Consider the following 18,502-nt stretch of genomic DNA (forward strand, 5'->3'; position numbering starts at 1 on the left):
GTCTCCATAGCGCTGAGCGGCATGTTAACGAGGGGGTCTTGTTTAGGTTCAGCAGCACAACGTCGGGAAGCCTGATTGGCGATCTGACCGCGCTTTGGAGATTGGTGAAAGTGGTAGTCCTGTTTTTGGGCATGCGACCCGGTCATTATTGACCGGGTCGCGTTTATTTGAGGGGCTGCTTTTGCGGTCGGCCCGCATTCCAACGGGTCCAATCGGCGGGTGTATCCAAATCAAGCAGCGCATTCTGGGCGGGCAGGCGATGCAGATGAACCTTGCCCTTGTAGCGTTGCACGACAATCTGCGCGCCGCTGTCACCGTTCAGTTCCGAAAGCTCTGAAAATAGAGAACGATCAAAGACGACAGGATGGCCGGGAGCACCTTCCTCAGTAGCCCCACGCCATATCAGATTGTCAGGGTGGGTTTTGACCGATCGGAGAACGCTGTTCAGGTCTTGGGTTGTGAGGTCCGGAAGGTCCGATAACAGGATCATGACCGCAGGTGCATATGCTGGAACGGAGGCTATTGCGCCTCTCAAACTGGCATTCATGCCTTCTTGCGCATTTGGGATTTCGACCAGTTGAACATCGAGGCCCTGTAGCACCGTATATCGGGGATGTGGGGCCGGGGGCAGGGCGATGATAACGTGACCTGCGGCAAGCGCCCGCTGAGCCACTCGGCGCAGAAGCGGCACGCCTTCAATCGGTTGCATTAACTTATCAGCACCACCCATGCGGCTGGATTGCCCGGCAGCGAGCAGGATGATGGGAATCTGCGTCATTTCGCAAGCATGCCGTCGGTGGATTAATAAGTCATCCCCGCATTCTTGCGCCATCGGGATCGAAAAGTGGGGTCGTGATGACACGCGCTTTGTGCATCTGACCTAGAATTTCAATTTCAACTGCACGTCCCTCGGTGGCCTGTTCAGTCGGGAGGAACCCCATGGCAATCGACTTGTCCGCAAAGTGCGAATACCCACCAGATGTACAGAAGCCGACGACAGTGCCGTCCGACCAGATCGGTTCGTACGCGTTTACATCTGCATCTGCCGCGTCGACCTCAATAGCCACCAAGCGGCGATCAGCGCCAGATGCGCGCTCGGCCTCGGCCGCTGCTCGGCCTATGAAATCACTGTTCTTTGAGAATGAGATAAACCGATCCAACCCGGTTTCTGCCGCTGTATAGTCGGGTGAAAATTCTCGCATCCACGAGCCAAAGAACTTGTCCAGACGCAGACTCATCATTGCGCGCATGCCAAATGGGGTCATGTCATGAGCTTGACCCGCTTGCCACAAACTCCACCAGAGTTGCCGTTGGGCCATTGGGTCGCAATAAATCTCATAACCCAGATCGCCGGTATAGCTGACACGCTGAACGATGCAGTCCGTCATGCCAATTGTCATCTCGCGCACGTCGAGGAACCTGAGCGAGGTGACTGCTTCTCTGGTGCAGGCCGACAAAACCTCGGTGGCCTTGGGGCCTGCGATCTGAAACCCATTCAACCGGTCGCTGATGTTCTCGATGCCCACGCCATGGTCCTGGTTTTGCAGGAACCAGCGCATATGAAATGCCTGACTTCCGTATGAGGCGGTCAGGTTAAAAAGGTCGTCGCCCAAGCAGGAGACGGTGAAATCCCCGATCAGCTTACCTTTATGCGACAACATTGGCGTCAGTGAAACGCGGCCTGGTTTGGGTATGCGGCCCGCCATGATGCGATCCAGCCATGCACGAGCACCGGCACCGGTAATACGGTATTTTCCGAAATTGTGGACTTCGTTGATCCCAACACCTCCACGCACGGCACGAACTTCGCGGCCGGTGGCCTCAAAGGCGTTGGAACGGCGGAATGAGGGTGTCTCGAAATCCGGTTCATCGCCTTGGGCAAAGTAGTTTGGTACTTCCAGCCCGTATTGCTGCCCCCAAACGGCACCGAGATCGCTGAAGATGTCGTACATTGGTGTGGTTCGGTTGGGACGCGCTGCAGGCAGTTCCTCGTTCGGATAAGCGACGCTGAACCGCTTCTGATAGTTCTCGATCACCTTGGGGCGCGTATAGCCCGGGCCGATCCAATCGCCAAACCGCGCCACATCCATGGCAAACACATCGCGTTCGGGTTCGCCTTCGATCATCCATTGAGCAAGGGTCAAGCCAACACCACCGCCTTGGCTGAAACCGGCCATGACACCGCAGGCTGACCAGTAGTTCCGCACGCCAGGCACCGGACCGACCAGAGGGTTGCCATCCGGGGCAAAGGTAAACGGCCCATGGATGACGGATTTGACACCCGCCTCAGCGAGAACAGGGAAGCGTTTGTAGGCGAATTCGATGCTATCGGTGATCTTGTCGAAGTCATCGGGCAGCAATTCATGGCCAAACTCCCACGGGGTGCCGTCGACCGCCCAAGGCTTGCAAGGCTGTTCGTAGAAGCCGATGCACAGTCCACGCCCTTCCTGCCGCAGATAGCTTTCGCCAGCGGGGTCCATCACATGCGGGTGCTCGCCACCTGCGTCGATGATGGCCTCGATCTCGGGTATGTTGTCGGTGACCAGATATTGATGCTCCATCGGATGCAACGGGAAATAGATCCCGGCCATCGCACCGACCTCGCGCGCCCACAATCCGCCCGCATTGACGATATGTTCGGCGTGAATTGTACCCTTGTCGGTCACCACGTCCCAAGTTCCGTCCGGGCGCTGGTTCGTCTCGCGCACCATGCAATGTGTTTCGATCGTAGCCCCGCCCATACGCGCGGCCTTGGCGTATGCGTGTGTTGTACCGGACGGATCAAGATGCCCGTCCAGCGGATCATACAGCGCACCAAGGATCCCATCGGTGTTGGTGATCGGAGCGATCTTCTTGATCTCCTCAGGCCCGACGATCTCGGTCTCAAGACCCATGAATCGGTGCTTGGCGCGTTCGGCGAGCAACATGTCGAACCGGTCTTGATTGTCGGCCAGCGTGACGCCGCCGACGTGGTGCAGTCCACACGACATGCCCGTGATCTCTTCCAGCTCTTTGTACAGCCGGATGGTATAGCCCTGCAGGGCGGCCATGTTTGTGTCACCGTTCAGGGTGTGAAACCCGCCCGCCGCATGCCAGGTCGAACCGCTGGTTAGCTCAGACCGTTCCAGCAGCATCACATCCGACCAACCGAGCTTGGTCAGGTGATATAGGACCGAGCATCCGACAACGCCGCCTCCGATAACTGCGACACGGGTGGTGGTTTTCACGATGTTTCTCCCTCGGCTTTTGGCCGAGCCTGCCGAGGGCTCTGGCGTATTACTGTTCCGTTCGCGACACCGCGCGTCGTTTGCTGAATACGCATGCTGTAGGGCTTAGAGAGGACGGACCTTGAGGGCCGTGATCCTGTTGCCTTCGCGGGCCGTGACCTCAAACCGGAAACCGTGGAACGAGAATACTTGGCCCACAATGGGGATCATCTGAGCCTCGTGGATCACCAAACCGGCCAGCGTGTTGGCTTCTTCATCCGGCAGCGACCAGTCTAGCGCGCGGTTTGCGTCGCGGATGGTCATCGCGCCTTCGACCAGATACTGGCCGTCGTCAGATCGGGTAACGGGGACATCTTCGTCGATGTCGAACTCGTCTGCGATCTCGCCCACGATCTCTTCCAGAATATCTTCCAGCGTGATCAGCCCGCGCAGCGATCCATATTCGTCAACAACAAGCGCGAAGTGGCTGTGCATGCGAAGAAACTCACGCATTTGGTCGTCCAGAGTGGTGGTTTCGGGCACGAAATAAGGATCATTGGCAACCTTCGCGATGTCGAAGTTCTTAAGCCGTTCAGGGTCACCATCCGCGCCACCTACCTGCGCATACATTGCGCGGAACAAGTCTTTGGCGTGCACGACACCCACGATGTTTTCCTGTTCTTCACGGAACACAGGCAGGCGGGTGTGTGGGCTTTCCAGACACTGTTTCAGGATCGCCTCGGGTTCGTCATCCGCATCGATCATCTCAATATTCGAGCGGTGAAGCATGATCTCTTCCACCGCGCGGTCGCCAAGATCGAGCGCGCCCAGAATACGGTCGCGATCTTCTTTTTCGACCACACCTTCGGAATGGCCCAGTTGCAATGCGCCAGCGATTTCTTCACGGACCGCAAGGATGTTGCTATCAGGGTCGATCTGTACGCCGAACAGGCGCAATACACCGCGCACCAGCAGTCGGACGGCAGCCACCACCGGAGAGAACACCGTTACGACGACGCTGATAACGGGTGCCACCAAGGCGGCGGCTTTTTCGGCGTTGGTAATCGCGTAGGTCTTGGGCAGCACCTCGGCAAAGATCAGCACCAGAAGGGTCATCACGAGCGTCGCCAGCGCCACACCGCTTTCGCCGAACAGGCGTGTAAACAGGGCGGTCGCCAACGAAGCGGCAAGGATGTTGACAAGGTTGTTGCCGAGAAGGACCGAGCCGATCAGACGTTCGTTATCATCGGTGATTTCCAGCGCTTTTTTCGCCCCGCGCGAGCCTTTGTCAGCCTGCGCTCTCAGCTTGCCACGCGATGATGCGGTCAGCGCAGTTTCGGAGCCCGAGAAAAAGCCCGATAGGACAAGGAGAAGAAGAATGGATCCTGTCGTGATCCAGAATGCGCCATCAAGCAGAGAAGGAGTGGGTTCCATTGGTCCTAGGTTGTTCGTGTTGCTGCATTCGTTATGGGGGTGCGGGCCCGGCCAATCAAGGGGTTAGCCCTGATCTGAGGTGTCGTCTTTGGCCAGCGGGTGGTGTTCCAACACCAGTTCCGACAGGCGTTCATCCAGAACATGCGTATAGATCTCGGTCGTCGCCACATCTGCATGGCCCAACAGCGTCTGGATCGAGCGCAAATCCGCGCCATTGGCCAGCAGGTGCGTCGCAAACGCATGGCGCAGCGTGTGAGGTGTGACTTTTTCAGGCGAAACACCGCCTTCGATCGCCAGTTCCTTGACCAGCAGAAAGAAGCGATGCCGCGTCAGGTGACCGGATTTCCCGCGCGACGGGAACAGGAAACGCGACGCTTGTCCTCCCTTGGAAACGGCTTTTTCCTCGGCCGCATCGCGGGCTTGCAGCCAGTCTGCCAACGCCTCGCGGGCAGGGGGGGACAGCGGAACCATCCGCTCTTTCCCGCCTTTGCCGAGGACCAGCAGCATGCGGGGATCACCTCTGGCTGAACTGACCGGCAGCGACACCAGTTCTGTCACCCGCATCCCCGTCGCATAGAGCAGTTCCATCAGGCACGTGTTGCGAATTTTGTCTGCGTCGGAACGACCCGTGCGCCGCGCTGCTGCAAGCAGGCGGTCAACTTCGGGCACGTCCAGTGTCTTAGGCAATCGCTTGGGGCGCCCTGGTCCCTTGATCTGGATGGCCGGGTTGCTTTCGCGCCAGCCTTCTTCGAAAGCAAATCGATACAATTGTTTGATCGCCGACAACCGCCGTGCCCTTGTCGAGCGCGACAGGCCCTGCGCATCGCAATCGATCAGGTAACCTTCGATCCGATCGCGATCCGCTTCGGAAAAGCCCGATTTCCGACGCGTCAACCAATCAGAGAAATCTTTCAGATCCCGGCCATAGGCGAGCAGGGTGTTGGTGGCAGCGCCAAGCTCGGCAGCTTGTGCTTCGAGGAAGGTGGAAATCCACAGCTCCTGAGACGCGGGCGCGGTCATGCTCAAGCCCCGTTCAAGATCATCAACTGCAACGCGGCCCGACGTGCGGTGTCTTCAAGACCCACGCGGCGGAACGCAGCGATTGCAGCGGTCAGGTCGACCAGATTGCCGCGCGCGCCATGGGCGAACAATTGCATCGTTTCCAGAATGGCTTCGCCCAATTGATCGTTACTCAGCAGCCCGTCGATATCCGAAGGGATGGGCGCGGACCAGGCAAAGCCCTGCGAAATGGCATCCGCCAAAGGGGTTGGCGACGGCGCGCGTTGCGGATCGCCCTGTGCCAGGGCGGCCAGAAACATGTTGGTCTCTGAACTATCAGGCACGTTTTGCGCCGCGTCTTCATAAAGCTCGGACAACAGCAGAATACGCCACCTCAGATTCTCGGCAGCCGGACCAGACAGTTTGATTGCAGCCAGGCGCGGGGCAAAGAGTTCGGCAAACGGAACTTCAAGCCCGACTGACTTCATCTGGGCCCAAACCTCAATTAAAGTCTTGGAAACCGCATCGGGATTTCCGGTTCCCAATGCGGTTTCGAACCGTTGGATGGCAGCCACGCGATCCCACACGGCGCCCGAAGCAGCCGGCGAACGTTCGGTATATAGGCCAAGCAACTGATTGGGTGTCAGCGCCCCAATCCGCGTCAATCGTTCAGCAGCTTCGACCTGGGCTTTCCAGCCCGCCACATCGCGCAGATCGGCATTGGCGAACGCCCGTGGCAGTGAAGCCGTGGGCAAACGTTCACCAATGGCCTCGAACAGACGGAACGTAAGCGGATTCGGGTCGTCGGGCTGAGGAAGATACTCAGCCCCTTCGAACAATTCCGGGCTGAGAAAGCGATCGAGCAACGCAAGCTGGTCCTCGGGCAGCACCTGCAGCGCATGAGCGGCTTCGAGCGTCAGCGCGGCTGAGGCCCAATCTCCACGACGGGCCTTGCAGAATATTTGCGCTGCGTAATCCCGAGACAAATTCGGCTGCGCGATCAGCGCCGTACAACTCCGGTCTTCGTCACCCGTCAGCAAAGTTGCATCGAACCAGCGTTTGAAACGAGCTTGCGTATCGGTCGGACCGGCCAGCTGAACCAGAGATTGTACCGGATCGGATGCGCCCAATTGCATAAGGCGGTCCAGTCGCGCCATCAGCAATTTGTCTTCTGCCTGTCCTCCGCTCGGGGGACGTGCCTCGGAAAGGAGCAGGGTGAACAGCAGCCGTTGCATAGCGGGGTTGGACTTGACCCGCACCTGCGCGATCAGTTCCGCCAGACGATCCGCATCGCTGTTCTGCCACAAGTTGACTGGCAGACCCGTGACGGAAGAGGCCACCAAACCCAACGGAGGCGACAGCGCCTCAAGCGGGGTGACCTGCACGTCCGGCTGTAACCCTGTCTGGGTGACAGGTGGCTCTAATAGCACTGTGCCCGGCAGATTCTCAGGCGGGTCGGTCAGCCAGTCGATGATCGACAAGGGCTCCGTCGATTGTGCCTGCGCAGTTCCGGCCAGAAAAAGCGCCAGAAGAGTGGTTCTAGTCGGCATTCAAGATGACCGGTTCGCGGACTTCACTTTGAGGAGCGGAAAAGTCCGCACCAAAAAACGGCCCGACATAGGCATACCCAACCAGCCCGATGAAACACAGGCAGATGAGGTAAATCAGGAACTTGATTAAACGGCCCATGGGTGAACGCTGCCTCAATTTTTGCTTTTGCCCAAGTTATAACTAGCATTTTTCTTAAGATCACGTCATTCACGACGAAATGAGCGAAATTAAGCATAACACGGTGCGTTCCGACACAGCCGCGCAGTTTCAACTGCACAAAACCGTCGTTTTGGTCGGAATGATGGGGGCTGGAAAGACTGCGGTGGGCCGGGCTCTGGCGGCTCGGCTCGGCGTTCCCTTTCTCGATAGCGATTCCGAGATCGAATCGGCAGCCAACATGACCATCCCCGAGATATTTGCCCGCGATGGTGAGGCGTTCTTTCGCAGCAAGGAAAGTCAGATCATCGGGCGGCTTCTGGACGAGGAAAAAGGCATTCTGTCGACTGGAGGCGGCGCGTTTCTGGCAGAAGGCAATCGAAAAATGATCTCAGATCGTGGTGCATCTGTGTGGTTGCGGGCCGATCTGAACGTGTTGTGGAATCGCGTCAAACATAAAGACACGCGCCCATTGCTGCGTACGGCAGACCCGTATGCAACGTTGCGTGGTTTGTACGAGGCGCGCGTGCCGATCTATGAACAGGCCGATCTGGTGGCTGACTCAGATGGCGAAACCGCAATCGAAGATATGGTGGATCGGGTGATTGCCGCATTGGTGACGCGCCCGGATATATTGGAACGAATTTAATGCATCAAACCGTACATGTTGATTTGGCCGAGCGTTCTTATGATGTAGAGATCGGCCCCGGCCTTTTGGCGCAATCAGGGGAACGGATTGCCCCGCTTCTAAAGCGCCCACGCGTTGCCGTTCTGACCGATGAAACGGTCGCGGGAATGCATCTGGACGCCCTGCGCGATGGTCTGGCCTCAGCCGGGATCGAGATGACCGCGCTGGCGCTTCCGGCGGGTGAGGCGACCAAAAGCTGGCCGCATTTTGAGCGCGCTGTGGAATGGTTGCTGGCGGAAAAGGTTGAACGGAACGACATCGTCGTTGCGCTAGGAGGGGGTGTGATCGGTGATCTGGCGGGATTTGCTGCAGCAGTGATGCGGCGCGGGGTGCGCTTTGTTCAGATACCGACCTCGCTGCTGGCACAGGTCGACAGCTCGGTTGGCGGCAAGACCGGGATCAACGCGCCACAGGGCAAGAACCTGATTGGAGCGTTTCACCAGCCGTCACTGGTGTTGGCCGACACGGACGTGCTGGGTACGTTACAGACGCGGGACTTTCTCGCCGGATATGGCGAAGTCGTCAAATATGGACTGTTGGGCGATGCCCAGTTCTTTGAGTGGCTTGAAGATAACGGGCCTCTGTTAGCATCCGGCGACATGGCTGCGCGCGTGCAGGCCGTCACACGCTCGGTTCAGATGAAGGCCGATATCGTGGCACGCGACGAGACCGAGCAGGGCGACCGGGCGCTGCTCAATCTGGGTCATACTTTCTGCCACGCGCTTGAGGCTGCAACCGATTATTCTGATCGATTGCTGCACGGTGAAGGTGTCGCCATCGGCTGTGCGCTGGCGTTTGAAACTTCTTCTCGGCTGGGGCTTTGCCCGCAAGAAGATCCAAGCCGTGTCAGGGCGCATTTGCGCGCCATGGGCATGAAGACTGATCTGGCCGATATTCCGGGTGAACTGCCGGATGCAGAAACACTGGTCGATCTGATGGCGCAGGACAAAAAGGTCGTGGATGGCCAGTTGCGTTTCATTATGGCACGAGGCATCGGGCAGGCATTCGTCACTTCAGAAGTGCCGCGCGAGACAGTGGTCTCGGTGCTTGATGATGCGCTGGCCGCCTGCTGAGATTCAGCGCCCCTGGATTACCATCAGCTCGCCGATGTTTTCGCGGGTGATATAGCCAACCATGTGTCCCGATTTGGTGCATACAGCAATTGCGGGTGCACCTTTATGCAGGCCATTCAGAACTTGGTCCAATCCGCTGGTGAGTGCGACTTGTGGTATGTTCTTATCCATAATCGACGCTGCAGGCTCGGATCGGGGATGGTCGCTTGCTAACGCTGCGAACAGTCGGTCACGGGTGACAAAACCCAAAAGGCTGCCATCCTCGGCCAAGACGGGAAACTCGTGCTGGGTCGTATGAATGACCGCTTGAGCCGCCGTCGCCAACGTATCATCGGGCGACAACGCCTTGAACTCGGTGATCATCGCATCCCGGGCCTTCACACGCCGCGCAACCGAACGTAGTGCAACGTCCTGGTTTTCGGAATTCGCGGCAATGAAGACAAATACGGCGATCAGAACCAGGATCGGGTTGCCAGAGGTCAGCCCCAGAAAACCAAGCCCGACCGCTACGATCTGACCGCCAAGGGCGGCGATCCGCGTGGCCTTGGCACGTTCCATCTTCATACATAGCAAGGCGCGGAATACACGCCCGCCGTCCATCGGAAATGCCGGGATCATGTTGAAGGCCGCCAGCAGCAGATTCACGTAGGCCAGACCGCTCAATAGGTTCGTGCCTGCCGAGTCGATCTGGGCCAGCGATCCAAGTTGTATCCCCGCGCCTAAAACCACAAGGATGGCCCAGATGACGACGTTTACGGCCGGGCCTGCTAAGGCGACCCAAACCTCCTGCATCGGTTTTTCTGGCATCCGCTCAAGACGTGCCAGTCCACCGATTGGCAGCAAAGTGATATCAGGGGTGCGAATGCCGTATCGCCTTGCCATGAGCGCGTGACCGAATTCATGCGCGACGACACAGGCAAACAAAGCCAGAACGAACAGGATGTTGTTGAGCGCAGCGGGCCAACCGCCGCTGGAATACGCTGCAAAACCAACCCAGGCGAGCAGCAGGAAGAAGGTGACATGGACCCTCAGTTCCGAGCCGAGCAATCGGCCAAGTGAGAAGGACCATGCCATGTTGTTTCTCCGTTTGGTTTAGAACGGAATCTCGTCGTCATCGATGCCGCCCGATGCAGGGGCAGGGGCGCTGGACTGACCGCCATAGGGATCACCATAGCCTCCCCCGGCCTGACCACCGCCATAGCCACCACCGCCGCCACCGCCTTCACCGCGGGCATCCAGCATAGTCAGCTCGCTGCGGTAAGGGCGCAGGACAACCTCAGTCGAATAGCGATCCTGCCCCGACTGATCCTGCCACTTGCGGGTCTCTAACTGGCCCTCGACATAGACTTTGCTGCCTTTACGCAAATACTGCTCGGCAACGCGAACCAGAGGTTCCGAGAAGATGGCGACTGTGTGCCATTGGGTTCGATCCCGACGCTCACCAGTGTTGCGGTCTTTCCATGTCTCTGACGTTGCGATGCGCAGGTTGCACACCTTACCACCGTTCTGGAACGACCGCACCTCGGGGTCGGCACCGAGATTGCCGATCAGAATGACCTTGTTGACTGAACCCGCCATATATTCCCTCGTTTTACTCTGACTGGATGGCGCCCGAATCTGGCGCTGTATTCTGGTGCTGACCCTATACGGGCTACGACTTGGTTGAAACATGATTGATCGTGCAACGGTGAGCAGGAAAACATTAGGACTGTCTTAACCAAGCTTTCATTTCCGGCTGATTTAACTATAATCTGATTGGTTGTTGAGGGTGCAGGATTGGCATTAATGCGTTTTCTGGTCGGTGGTATCTCGGTATTGGGTCTTTGTCTGACGTCGTTCGCGACGCAGGCAGAAACGCTGTCCACCAAGAATCGCAAGGCGATATTCCTCAAGCAATCCAAGGTTTTGGATAATCGGGCCGCTACGCAATATCGCGGCTCTGAACGGCTTAAACCCAAGACCGAGCGTGGGAAATTCGTCAAGCGTTACACTGGTAACTACCGGGGCCAGTATCTGGATCATGCCAGAAAAGCAGCGCGGCAACATAATGTGCCGGAAGAACTTTTCCTGCGACTTGTTCAACAAGAAAGCGGGTGGAACCCGAATGCCAAATCCCACAAAGGGGCCTTGGGTCTTGCGCAACTGATGCCCCAGACCGCGCGGCTGCTTGGCGTCAATCCGCACGATCCGATCCAGAATCTGGAGGGTGGTGCGCGTTATCTTTCCTGGCAATACCGCAAGTTCAAGTCCTGGCGCCTTGCACTGGCAGCTTACAATGCAGGGCCCAAAGCAGTTGAAAAGCACGGCGGAATTCCACCCTACAAGGAAACCCAGAACTACGTAAAAGTGATCTGGGGGGGCTAGCTGCGCCGCAGCGTGTCTGTTTCTTGATCTACCGCCAAACGCTGTCCTAGTCTGATTGGATAACTTTTCGGACTGGTGCGAATTGCGATGATCCAAGATCGACCCAACATACCGCCCGAAACAATGGCGAACTGGCAGCGTTTGGTCGACCTTGTTTCGCAGCTGGCCGATGTGCCCGCCACTTTGATCATGAAGACCGAAGCGCCGGATCATGCGGTTCTGATCACATCGGATCATCCAGAAAACCCATACCCGGTCGGCATGAATTTTCGACTGAACCCGAAGCTCTATTGTCAGGGCGTTCTGGAACGCGACGGCGAATTTGTTGTCGAGGACGCAACCTGTGACCCGGCCTGGAGCGACAATGAGGACATGGAGCATGGCATGTCCTTCTATATCGGTTTTCCGCTGAAGTGGCCGGATGGTTCGGTATTCGGAACAATCTGCGTCTTGGACCGTCACCGCAATCGCCGGGCCTTGTTGTTTCGTGAAGGTTTGGCACAGTTTGCGCGCATGGTTGAATCGGATTTGGCTTTGATCCAAGAGGTTTACCTGCGCCGAGCGCTGGAAGTGAAGTTGAATGAAACTCTGGCGCAACTGGAGCACCGCGTCGCGGCGAGGACGCGGGAGCTGCAGGAAACAAACACGGCGCTACGGGTGCTGTTGACCAGTTTGGACGACGATCGGAAAGACCGGGATCAGGATATCGTAGATCAGGTTCGCACGATGGTGTTGCCTTATCTGGACAAGTTGCGCGGGCTATTGACCGAAGGCGACGCCTCGCAAGTTTATCTGGAACTGGCCGAGCGTAATCTGCAAGAGATTACTTCAATGATTTCCGACAAACTATCGGATGCGTTTTCGGTCATGACGCCGACCGAGATCGAAATTGCTCAGCTGGTCATGTCGGGCAAAACCACGAAAGATATCGCCCGGGCCATGTCGCGCGAAACTTCTACAATTGATTTTCATCGGAATAATATTCGTCGAAAACTTGGCCTCGAAGGCCGTGACCAGAACTTGCGAAGCCATCTTTTGTCGATTTCGTGATTTCTGAATATGGGGATTTCCCCCATATTACCCCCCGATTTTTCTGATCTGAGCAACCTGTGCCACGCGCGCTAGGTTGGTCGCAAGGGTGCGGACCAAGCCGGGCCTTTTCAACTCGGGAGGATAAAAAATGGATCGCAAAGATCTGAAACCCACAATTCTAAACGGAGAACGCGACACATTGGCAACTGGTCTGTCGCGTCGATCGTTCTTTATGGCTGCCGGGGCCGCCGGTGTCGGTGCAGGGGCCTCACTGCTGGGTAGCAAACCGGCCGAGGCGCAATCGCAGGCTTGGCTGCAGCCTGGCAACAATAACCATGTAATCGATCTACAGGGCTCGACTGGTCAGGCAAGTACGGGAGCGGTCGGAATCGATTATTACGGTCACTGCGCGATCAAAATTACCTCCCCAAACGGAGCGACCGTATTGTTTGATCCTTGGCGCGATGATCCCTCCGGCGCATGGGGCCTGTGGTTCCGCAACGAGTTCCCGCAGATCCCAGTTGATATCACCATGTCCACTCATGCTCATTTTGACCATGACGCTATCGAGCGACCAAGTTCCACAATGGTTTTAGACAGGATGGCGGGCAATTTTGAATTTGCTGATCTTAAGATCACAGGTTTTGCTGACAAACATGCCTGCGTTGCGCCGGGTTGGTACGAATGGACCAACGCCTTGGCCGAGTTTGGCGCGGAAGCTTGTCCGCCCAACAACGTCGGACATATGGACATGGTGGTCTACCTTGTCGAAACCGGAGGCATTCGCACCTTGATCTGGGGCGACAACCGCCACAATCCGCCTCAGGAGTTCTGGGATGCTATAGGACAGGTAGACGTGCTGACTTTGCCCGTCGACGGATCGGAACACATCCTTAGCTTCGATCAGGGCAATGATATTGTCGCCAAGCTCAAGCCCAAGATCATCATCCCGACGCACTACCTCAATGAGGTTACGTCATACACGCTTACGACGCTGCAGGCCGCAGACGATTGGGTCAAAAGCCAGCAGAGTTACAAGATGCTCGACAGCGCCAGTCTAAAACTGGAAGCCGGAGATGTGGCGGGTATGAATCAGGAGTTCATGCACTTCGGCAACAACGTGATGACGGGCTGATTACGATCAGAAACTGCCACTCACCCACGACCTGCGTCGCCTGTCTCCCCAATAAACGTGACGCAAATTGAAAGGGCCGGTCTTTGACCGACCCTTTTCTTTCGTTCGTGCGGATTTATTCGGCCGCAATTTTGATAACCGGCTCCATTTTGGCCAGAATGTCTTCGGCAAGGTGACATTTCACCTGATGACCATCCGCAAGTGTTTGCACCGGGGGCACATGGGATTCGCATCGCCCATCCGGCACTTCTGATTTCCAGCGACAGCGTGTTTGGAACGGGCAACCCGGCGGCGGATTCATGGCCGAGGGGATATCGCCCTCAAGCACGATGTGCTGCTTTTCGATCGATGTGTCCGCGATTGGAACCGCACTTAACAATGCCTCAGTGTAGGGATGATAGGGTGGGCTAAAGACCTGATCGGTGGTGCCCAGTTCAACCACATGCCCCAGATACATCACCATCACACGGTCACTGAGATAGCGCACGATTGAAAGGTCGTGACTGATGAACAGCAGCGTGGTTTTGTGCTCGCGCTGAATTTCCATCAACAGGTCTGTAACGGCAGCTTGTACGGATACGTCCAGCGCCGAAACCGGTTCATCCGCAACCACGATCCGTGCATCACCGGCAAAGGCGCGGGCGATACCGACGCGCTGCTTCTGACCGCCTGATAGCTGGCGTGGCATCCTGTCCGCGAAGGCGCGGGGCAATTTCACGAGATCCAGCAGTTCCAGCATCCGCTTCTTGCGATCGGCCTCGGAGTCACCGACACCAAAGATTTCCAGCGCCCGGATGATTTGACGGCCTACGGTCATCGACGGGTTCAGCGTGTCGAACGGGTTCTGAAACACCATCTGCACTTCGCCAACGGTCTTGGCGTCGCGTTCTTCGATGGGCACGTCCTCGATATTGCGATTGTCCAGCAGGATCTGCCCGTCGGTGGCCGTTTCCAGCCCCATCAAGACCTTCGCAAAGGTGGATTTGCCACAACCGGATTCGCCGACGATGGCAAGCGTCTCGGATTCATGCGCTTCAAAGCTTAGCGTCTCATTGGCCTTGACCACTTTGGTCTCACCACCGCCGAACAATGCATTCGCAGCCACCTCATAGTATTTCTTGAGGTTATCCATTTTCAGAACAGTCCGGCCAATCTCGCCTTTCTCTTTCTGCTCACCAACGGTGATTGGCGCGTTCCAGTCGATTTCCTGGAATTTCAAGCATCGCGTATGGTGTCGGTCGTTGCCCGGTACCGCCTCCATCAGGATATCCTTGGCGTCACAGCGGCCTTCTTCGAAATAGTCGCAGCGCGGACCAAAGTTACATCCCGGAGGCCGCTCATGGGGCAGGGGAAAGTTCCCAGGTATGGCCACCAGCGGGCGCGAGTTCTTGTCAGCGCCCGGCAGCGGGATCGAGCGGAACAGCGCCTGCGTATACGGGTGCTGCATCTCGTCGAATACATCCTTGATCGAGCCACGCTCGACGGCCTCACCTGAATACATCACGCACAGCCGGTCGCAGGTTTCCAGCACCAGACCCAGATTGTGCGAAATGAACAGCATCGAGGTGCCGTATTTCTTGCCCAGATCCTTGACCAACTCGACCACGGCGGCCTCGACCGTCACGTCCAGAGCGGTTGTTGGCTCATCCAAGATCAACAAGGCAGGTTTCGACATCAGCGCCATCGCAATCACGATCCGCTGCTGCTGACCGCCTGACAGCTGATGCGGGAACGAGTTCAGCATCCGCTCAGGGTCGGGCAGGCGTACATCGGTGACCACTTCCAACGCACGAGCATAGGCCTCTTCTGCACCAACACCCTCATGAATCATTGGCACTTCCATTAGCTGTTTGCCGATCTTCATCGCCGGATTCAGCGATGCCATCGGCTCCTGGTAGATCATCGCGATTTCATTGCCACGAATGTCGCGCAGCTCCTCAGTGGTCATTTCACCCAGATCACGCCCCTTGAACTTGATCGAGCCACCGACGATGCGGCCATTCTTGCCCAAATCCTGCATGACACCCAACGCTACGGTAGATTTCCCACAACCTGATTCACCCACCAGACCGACGGCTTCGCCGGGTTGCACACTGACCGAGAAATCCATCACGGCAGGGATCTCACGAAGGCGGGTAAAGAAGGAAATCGAAAGCTTGTCGATCTCCAGGATTGGCCCGTCATAATCCGCCAGTTTGTTCATCTTATTACTCCTCGCGAGAGTCCGGGGGTTCCCCTTCATCTGGCTAAAAATATCTCGGGGGTCCGGGGGCAGAGCCCCCGGCCTCGATCACAATCAGTCCTTCAGACTTTCTTCGCGCAGACCATCCGCCAGCAGGTTCAAGCCAAGAACCAGCGACAGCAATGCCAGCGCGGGCGGCAGTGCGGGATGTAGATAGATCGACAGAAGCTTGCGCCCCTCGTTGATCGTCGAGCCCCAGTCGGGGCTTTCCGGTGGCAGCCCCAGCCCGAAGAAACCCAAGGTTCCAAGCAGGATGGTCGTGTAGCCGATGCGCAGGCAGAAATCGACGATCAGCGGGCCACGCGCGTTGGGCAGGATTTCCCACAGCATGATGTACCATGGACCCTCGCCGCGCGTTTGGGCCGCAGCCACATAGTCGCGAGTTTTGATGTCCAGCGCCAGTCCGCGTACGATGCGGAACACGGTCGGAGAGTTCACGAAGACCACCGAGACGAACACCACCAGAATACCGCCTGGAATATCGAACAGATCAAGGTAGGTCGGCAGACCCCAGATGCGGTAGCTGTCGGTGTTGATGATGTAGCCACCGGTCGAAATCAGCGACAGGTAGAGCCAGAGCGCAACACCCAGAACGCCGATCAACAAAGGCGTTCGAAAACTGGGACGCGTATAGAAACGCGAATTCAGCAGAACGCCGAGGAAGATGATCGGGAACACGAATAGGATCGCCGCCATATAGTTCGGCACGCCGGTCGCTACGATCTCGGGCGTGACCAAAAGGTAGAACAGCAAGATAACGGGAAAAGCCAGGATCAGGTTCGCGAGGAATGACAGGAGCGTATCCAGACGCCCGCCATAGTAGCCTGCGGGTAAACCCAGAGTGATACCGACCATGAAGGCAAACATCGTCGCCAGCGGCGCGATCTGCACGACGATCCAAGCACCTTTAACCATACGGCTAAAGACGTCGCGCGCGAGGTTATCTCCACCCAGCAAATACCAAGCGTATTGACCGTCCTCCAGATTGGGAAGCGGGGTGCCCGGCACCTTGTTCTTCATACCCGAGACCTGCGATAGGGGATCGTGGGTTACGATCAGATCGAGTGCGCCAAATATGCCGGTGAACACCCAGAACATCACAAGGCCAAAGCCGATCATCCCAATGGGGCTGTCGAACAGCTTGCCATAAAGGCCCAGCTTGCGCTTGAACGCAATCGACATCGCATAAAGGATGATCAGCGACAGCCAGACGGGCAGAAACTGCTGAGAGATAGCGCCGATGATGCCAGCACTGGTCCCCATCAGGATGCCAAGGACAATGTACGCCACCGCGATTCCCACACTTGCCAAAAAGCTATAGCGCAGCGCCGATTGTATCAGGATTCTCAGGCCAGAGCTCGAACTGAGCGTCCCATCGGCATTCACAATCATCTGATCTTCGGGCAGCACGATACTTGCCAGCATCCAGACAACGATGGACAAAAGCATCAGTCCCAACGCAAGCATCAACAGCGGGTTCAGGAAGGCGATAGAGCCGGTCCAGGTAAGTGGTTCCATGATCTATCCCTCCTTACGAAATGCGGATGCGCGGGTTGAGGTAGACATAGCCGATATCCGAGATCAGCTGCGTCACCAGCACCACAAAGACCGACACGACCGAGATCGCCAGCAGCAGCTGGATGTCATTGTTGCCCGCTGCCTGTACAAGCGCCCAGCCAAAGCCCTTGTAGTTGAACAGGGTCTCGACGATCACGACACCATTCAGCAGCCATGGGAACTGCAGCATGATGACTGTAAAGGGCGCGATAAGCGCGTTGCGCAGCGCGTGTTTCATGACGATGTTCGGGAATGACACGCCTTTCAGACGCGCCGTCCTGATGTATTGCGCCGTCATCACCTCGGTCATTGAGGCGCGGGTCATCCGGGCGATATAGCCCATCCCGTAAAGTGCGATTGTCAACACTGGTAGGAAGAAATTCTCAAATGTCGGGTTCTCCATCGCCTGAGTGGCGGTGCCTTTGAACCATTTGAGTCCGACGGCGGAGGATGTGAAGATCGCTATGAAGATCACACCCGAGACGTATTCTGGGGTCGCCGTCGTCGTAATGGCAAAGGTTGAAAGCGTCCGGTCAGTGGCCGAACCTTCCTTCATCCCGGCCAGGATGCCCAGAATAAGTGCCGAAGGGACCATCAGCAGCATCACCCAGAACATCAGCCGTCCGGTCAGTGCCAGCCGGTTGCCAACAACGGTAGAGACCTCTTCCTTGAAGACAGTTGAATATCCCCAGTACCCCTGCAGGATACCGCAGAAATTCGGAGATTCCTCGGCAGTTTTGCCTGGCAGGATACATCTGCCCTGAACGGTACCGTCCTCATTCGTGTGTCGGAACGAGGGCAGGACACCGAGCCATTCACCGTATTTGATCGGCGTGGACTGGAGGTAGCCGTTTTTCTCCAGATAGCTTTCGACCTGTTCATCAGACATCCTGAAATTGCCCTGCGTCTTCGCAAGCTTTTCCAGGTTCGGGTAGAGATTGGTAAGGAAGAAGACCAGGAATGTCAGGCACAATGCTGTCAACAGCATAATCCCCACACGCCTTAGAATAAAAAGTCCCATGTTAGCCCCTGTTGATCGGCTGGCGTGACAGGCATTTCGCCCCA

Annotated in this window: 15 protein-coding genes; 5 read left to right on the forward strand and 10 right to left on the reverse strand. The window is 57.0% G+C overall.

The features are described from left to right. Positions 1-163 precede the first annotated feature (163 nt). The 5 genes from ACR0KC_RS01190 to ACR0KC_RS01210 form a co-directional block, all read right to left on the reverse strand. A complete protein-coding gene (locus ACR0KC_RS01190; RefSeq protein ID WP_480771387.1) occupies positions 164-778 on the reverse strand; it encodes a nucleotidyltransferase family protein in 615 nt (204 codons plus the stop codon). 31 nt (positions 779-809) lie between these two features. After that, on the reverse strand, positions 810-3,227 hold the full coding sequence (locus tag ACR0KC_RS01195; RefSeq protein ID WP_480771388.1) for a GcvT family protein: 2,418 nt from the start codon (positions 3,225-3,227) through the stop codon (positions 810-812). Between the two features lie 105 nt (positions 3,228-3,332). Beyond that, a complete protein-coding gene (locus ACR0KC_RS01200; protein WP_170393312.1) occupies positions 3,333-4,640 on the reverse strand; it encodes an HlyC/CorC family transporter in 1,308 nt (435 codons plus the stop codon). Positions 4,641-4,703: 63 nt separating this feature from the next. Then, the gene (locus ACR0KC_RS01205) at positions 4,704-5,660 is read right to left on the reverse strand and encodes a site-specific tyrosine recombinase XerD (protein WP_170563074.1); all 957 of its coding nucleotides are present in this window, start codon (positions 5,658-5,660) and stop codon (positions 4,704-4,706) included. Between the two features lie 2 nt (positions 5,661-5,662). Continuing rightward, positions 5,663-7,189 carry a hypothetical protein gene (locus ACR0KC_RS01210; RefSeq protein WP_480704622.1) on the reverse strand — a complete coding sequence of 509 codons (1,527 nt, stop codon included), beginning with the start codon at positions 7,187-7,189 and terminating at the stop codon, positions 5,663-5,665. Between the two features lie 218 nt (positions 7,190-7,407). Between ACR0KC_RS01210 and ACR0KC_RS01215 the strand changes: the two genes are divergently transcribed. Together ACR0KC_RS01215 and aroB are read left to right on the forward strand one after the other, a co-directional pair. Next, positions 7,408-7,995 (forward strand): shikimate kinase, encoded by a 588-nt coding sequence (locus ACR0KC_RS01215; protein WP_170393308.1) that lies wholly within the window; start codon positions 7,408-7,410, stop codon positions 7,993-7,995. Continuing rightward, the gene (gene aroB, locus ACR0KC_RS01220) at positions 7,995-9,107 is read left to right on the forward strand and encodes a 3-dehydroquinate synthase (RefSeq protein ID WP_480704625.1); all 1,113 of its coding nucleotides are present in this window, start codon (positions 7,995-7,997) and stop codon (positions 9,105-9,107) included. Before ACR0KC_RS01215 ends, aroB begins: the two co-directional genes overlap by 1 nt. Before the next feature lie 3 nt (positions 9,108-9,110). Here the strand turns inward: aroB and ACR0KC_RS01225 are convergent, their stop codons facing one another. Beyond that, positions 9,111-10,181, reverse strand: coding sequence for a site-2 protease family protein (locus tag ACR0KC_RS01225; protein ID WP_480704627.1), 1,071 nt, complete (start codon positions 10,179-10,181; stop codon positions 9,111-9,113). 18 nt (positions 10,182-10,199) lie between these two features. Continuing rightward, positions 10,200-10,685 carry a single-stranded DNA-binding protein gene (gene ssb / locus ACR0KC_RS01230; protein WP_170393305.1) on the reverse strand — a complete coding sequence of 162 codons (486 nt, stop codon included), beginning with the start codon at positions 10,683-10,685 and terminating at the stop codon, positions 10,200-10,202. A gap of 207 nt (positions 10,686-10,892) precedes the next feature. Between ssb and ACR0KC_RS01235 the strand changes: the two genes are divergently transcribed. From ACR0KC_RS01235 to ACR0KC_RS01245, 3 genes are all read left to right on the forward strand, one after another. Then, positions 10,893-11,471 (forward strand): lytic transglycosylase domain-containing protein, encoded by a 579-nt coding sequence (locus tag ACR0KC_RS01235; RefSeq protein ID WP_170405293.1) that lies wholly within the window; start codon positions 10,893-10,895, stop codon positions 11,469-11,471. Between the two features lie 87 nt (positions 11,472-11,558). After that, positions 11,559-12,521 carry a LuxR C-terminal-related transcriptional regulator gene (locus tag ACR0KC_RS01240; RefSeq protein ID WP_170405297.1) on the forward strand — a complete coding sequence of 321 codons (963 nt, stop codon included), beginning with the start codon at positions 11,559-11,561 and terminating at the stop codon, positions 12,519-12,521. A 130-nt stretch (positions 12,522-12,651) separates the two neighbouring features. Then, positions 12,652-13,638: an MBL fold metallo-hydrolase gene (locus ACR0KC_RS01245; RefSeq protein WP_170510750.1), complete on the forward strand. Its 987-nt coding sequence runs from the start codon at positions 12,652-12,654 to the stop codon at positions 13,636-13,638. A gap of 115 nt (positions 13,639-13,753) precedes the next feature. Here the strand turns inward: ACR0KC_RS01245 and ACR0KC_RS01250 are convergent, their stop codons facing one another. From ACR0KC_RS01250 to ACR0KC_RS01260, 3 genes are all read right to left on the reverse strand, one after another. Then, positions 13,754-15,841: a dipeptide ABC transporter ATP-binding protein gene (locus tag ACR0KC_RS01250; protein WP_170393301.1), complete on the reverse strand. Its 2,088-nt coding sequence runs from the start codon at positions 15,839-15,841 to the stop codon at positions 13,754-13,756. A gap of 93 nt (positions 15,842-15,934) precedes the next feature. Then, positions 15,935-17,398 carry an ABC transporter permease subunit gene (locus ACR0KC_RS01255; protein ID WP_170393300.1) on the reverse strand — a complete coding sequence of 488 codons (1,464 nt, stop codon included), beginning with the start codon at positions 17,396-17,398 and terminating at the stop codon, positions 15,935-15,937. Positions 17,399-17,411: 13 nt separating this feature from the next. After that, positions 17,412-18,458, reverse strand: coding sequence for an ABC transporter permease (locus ACR0KC_RS01260; protein ID WP_170393299.1), 1,047 nt, complete (start codon positions 18,456-18,458; stop codon positions 17,412-17,414). Positions 18,459-18,502: the final 44 nt, after the last annotated feature.

This window comes from Ruegeria sp. CF3 (assembly GCF_056537365.1).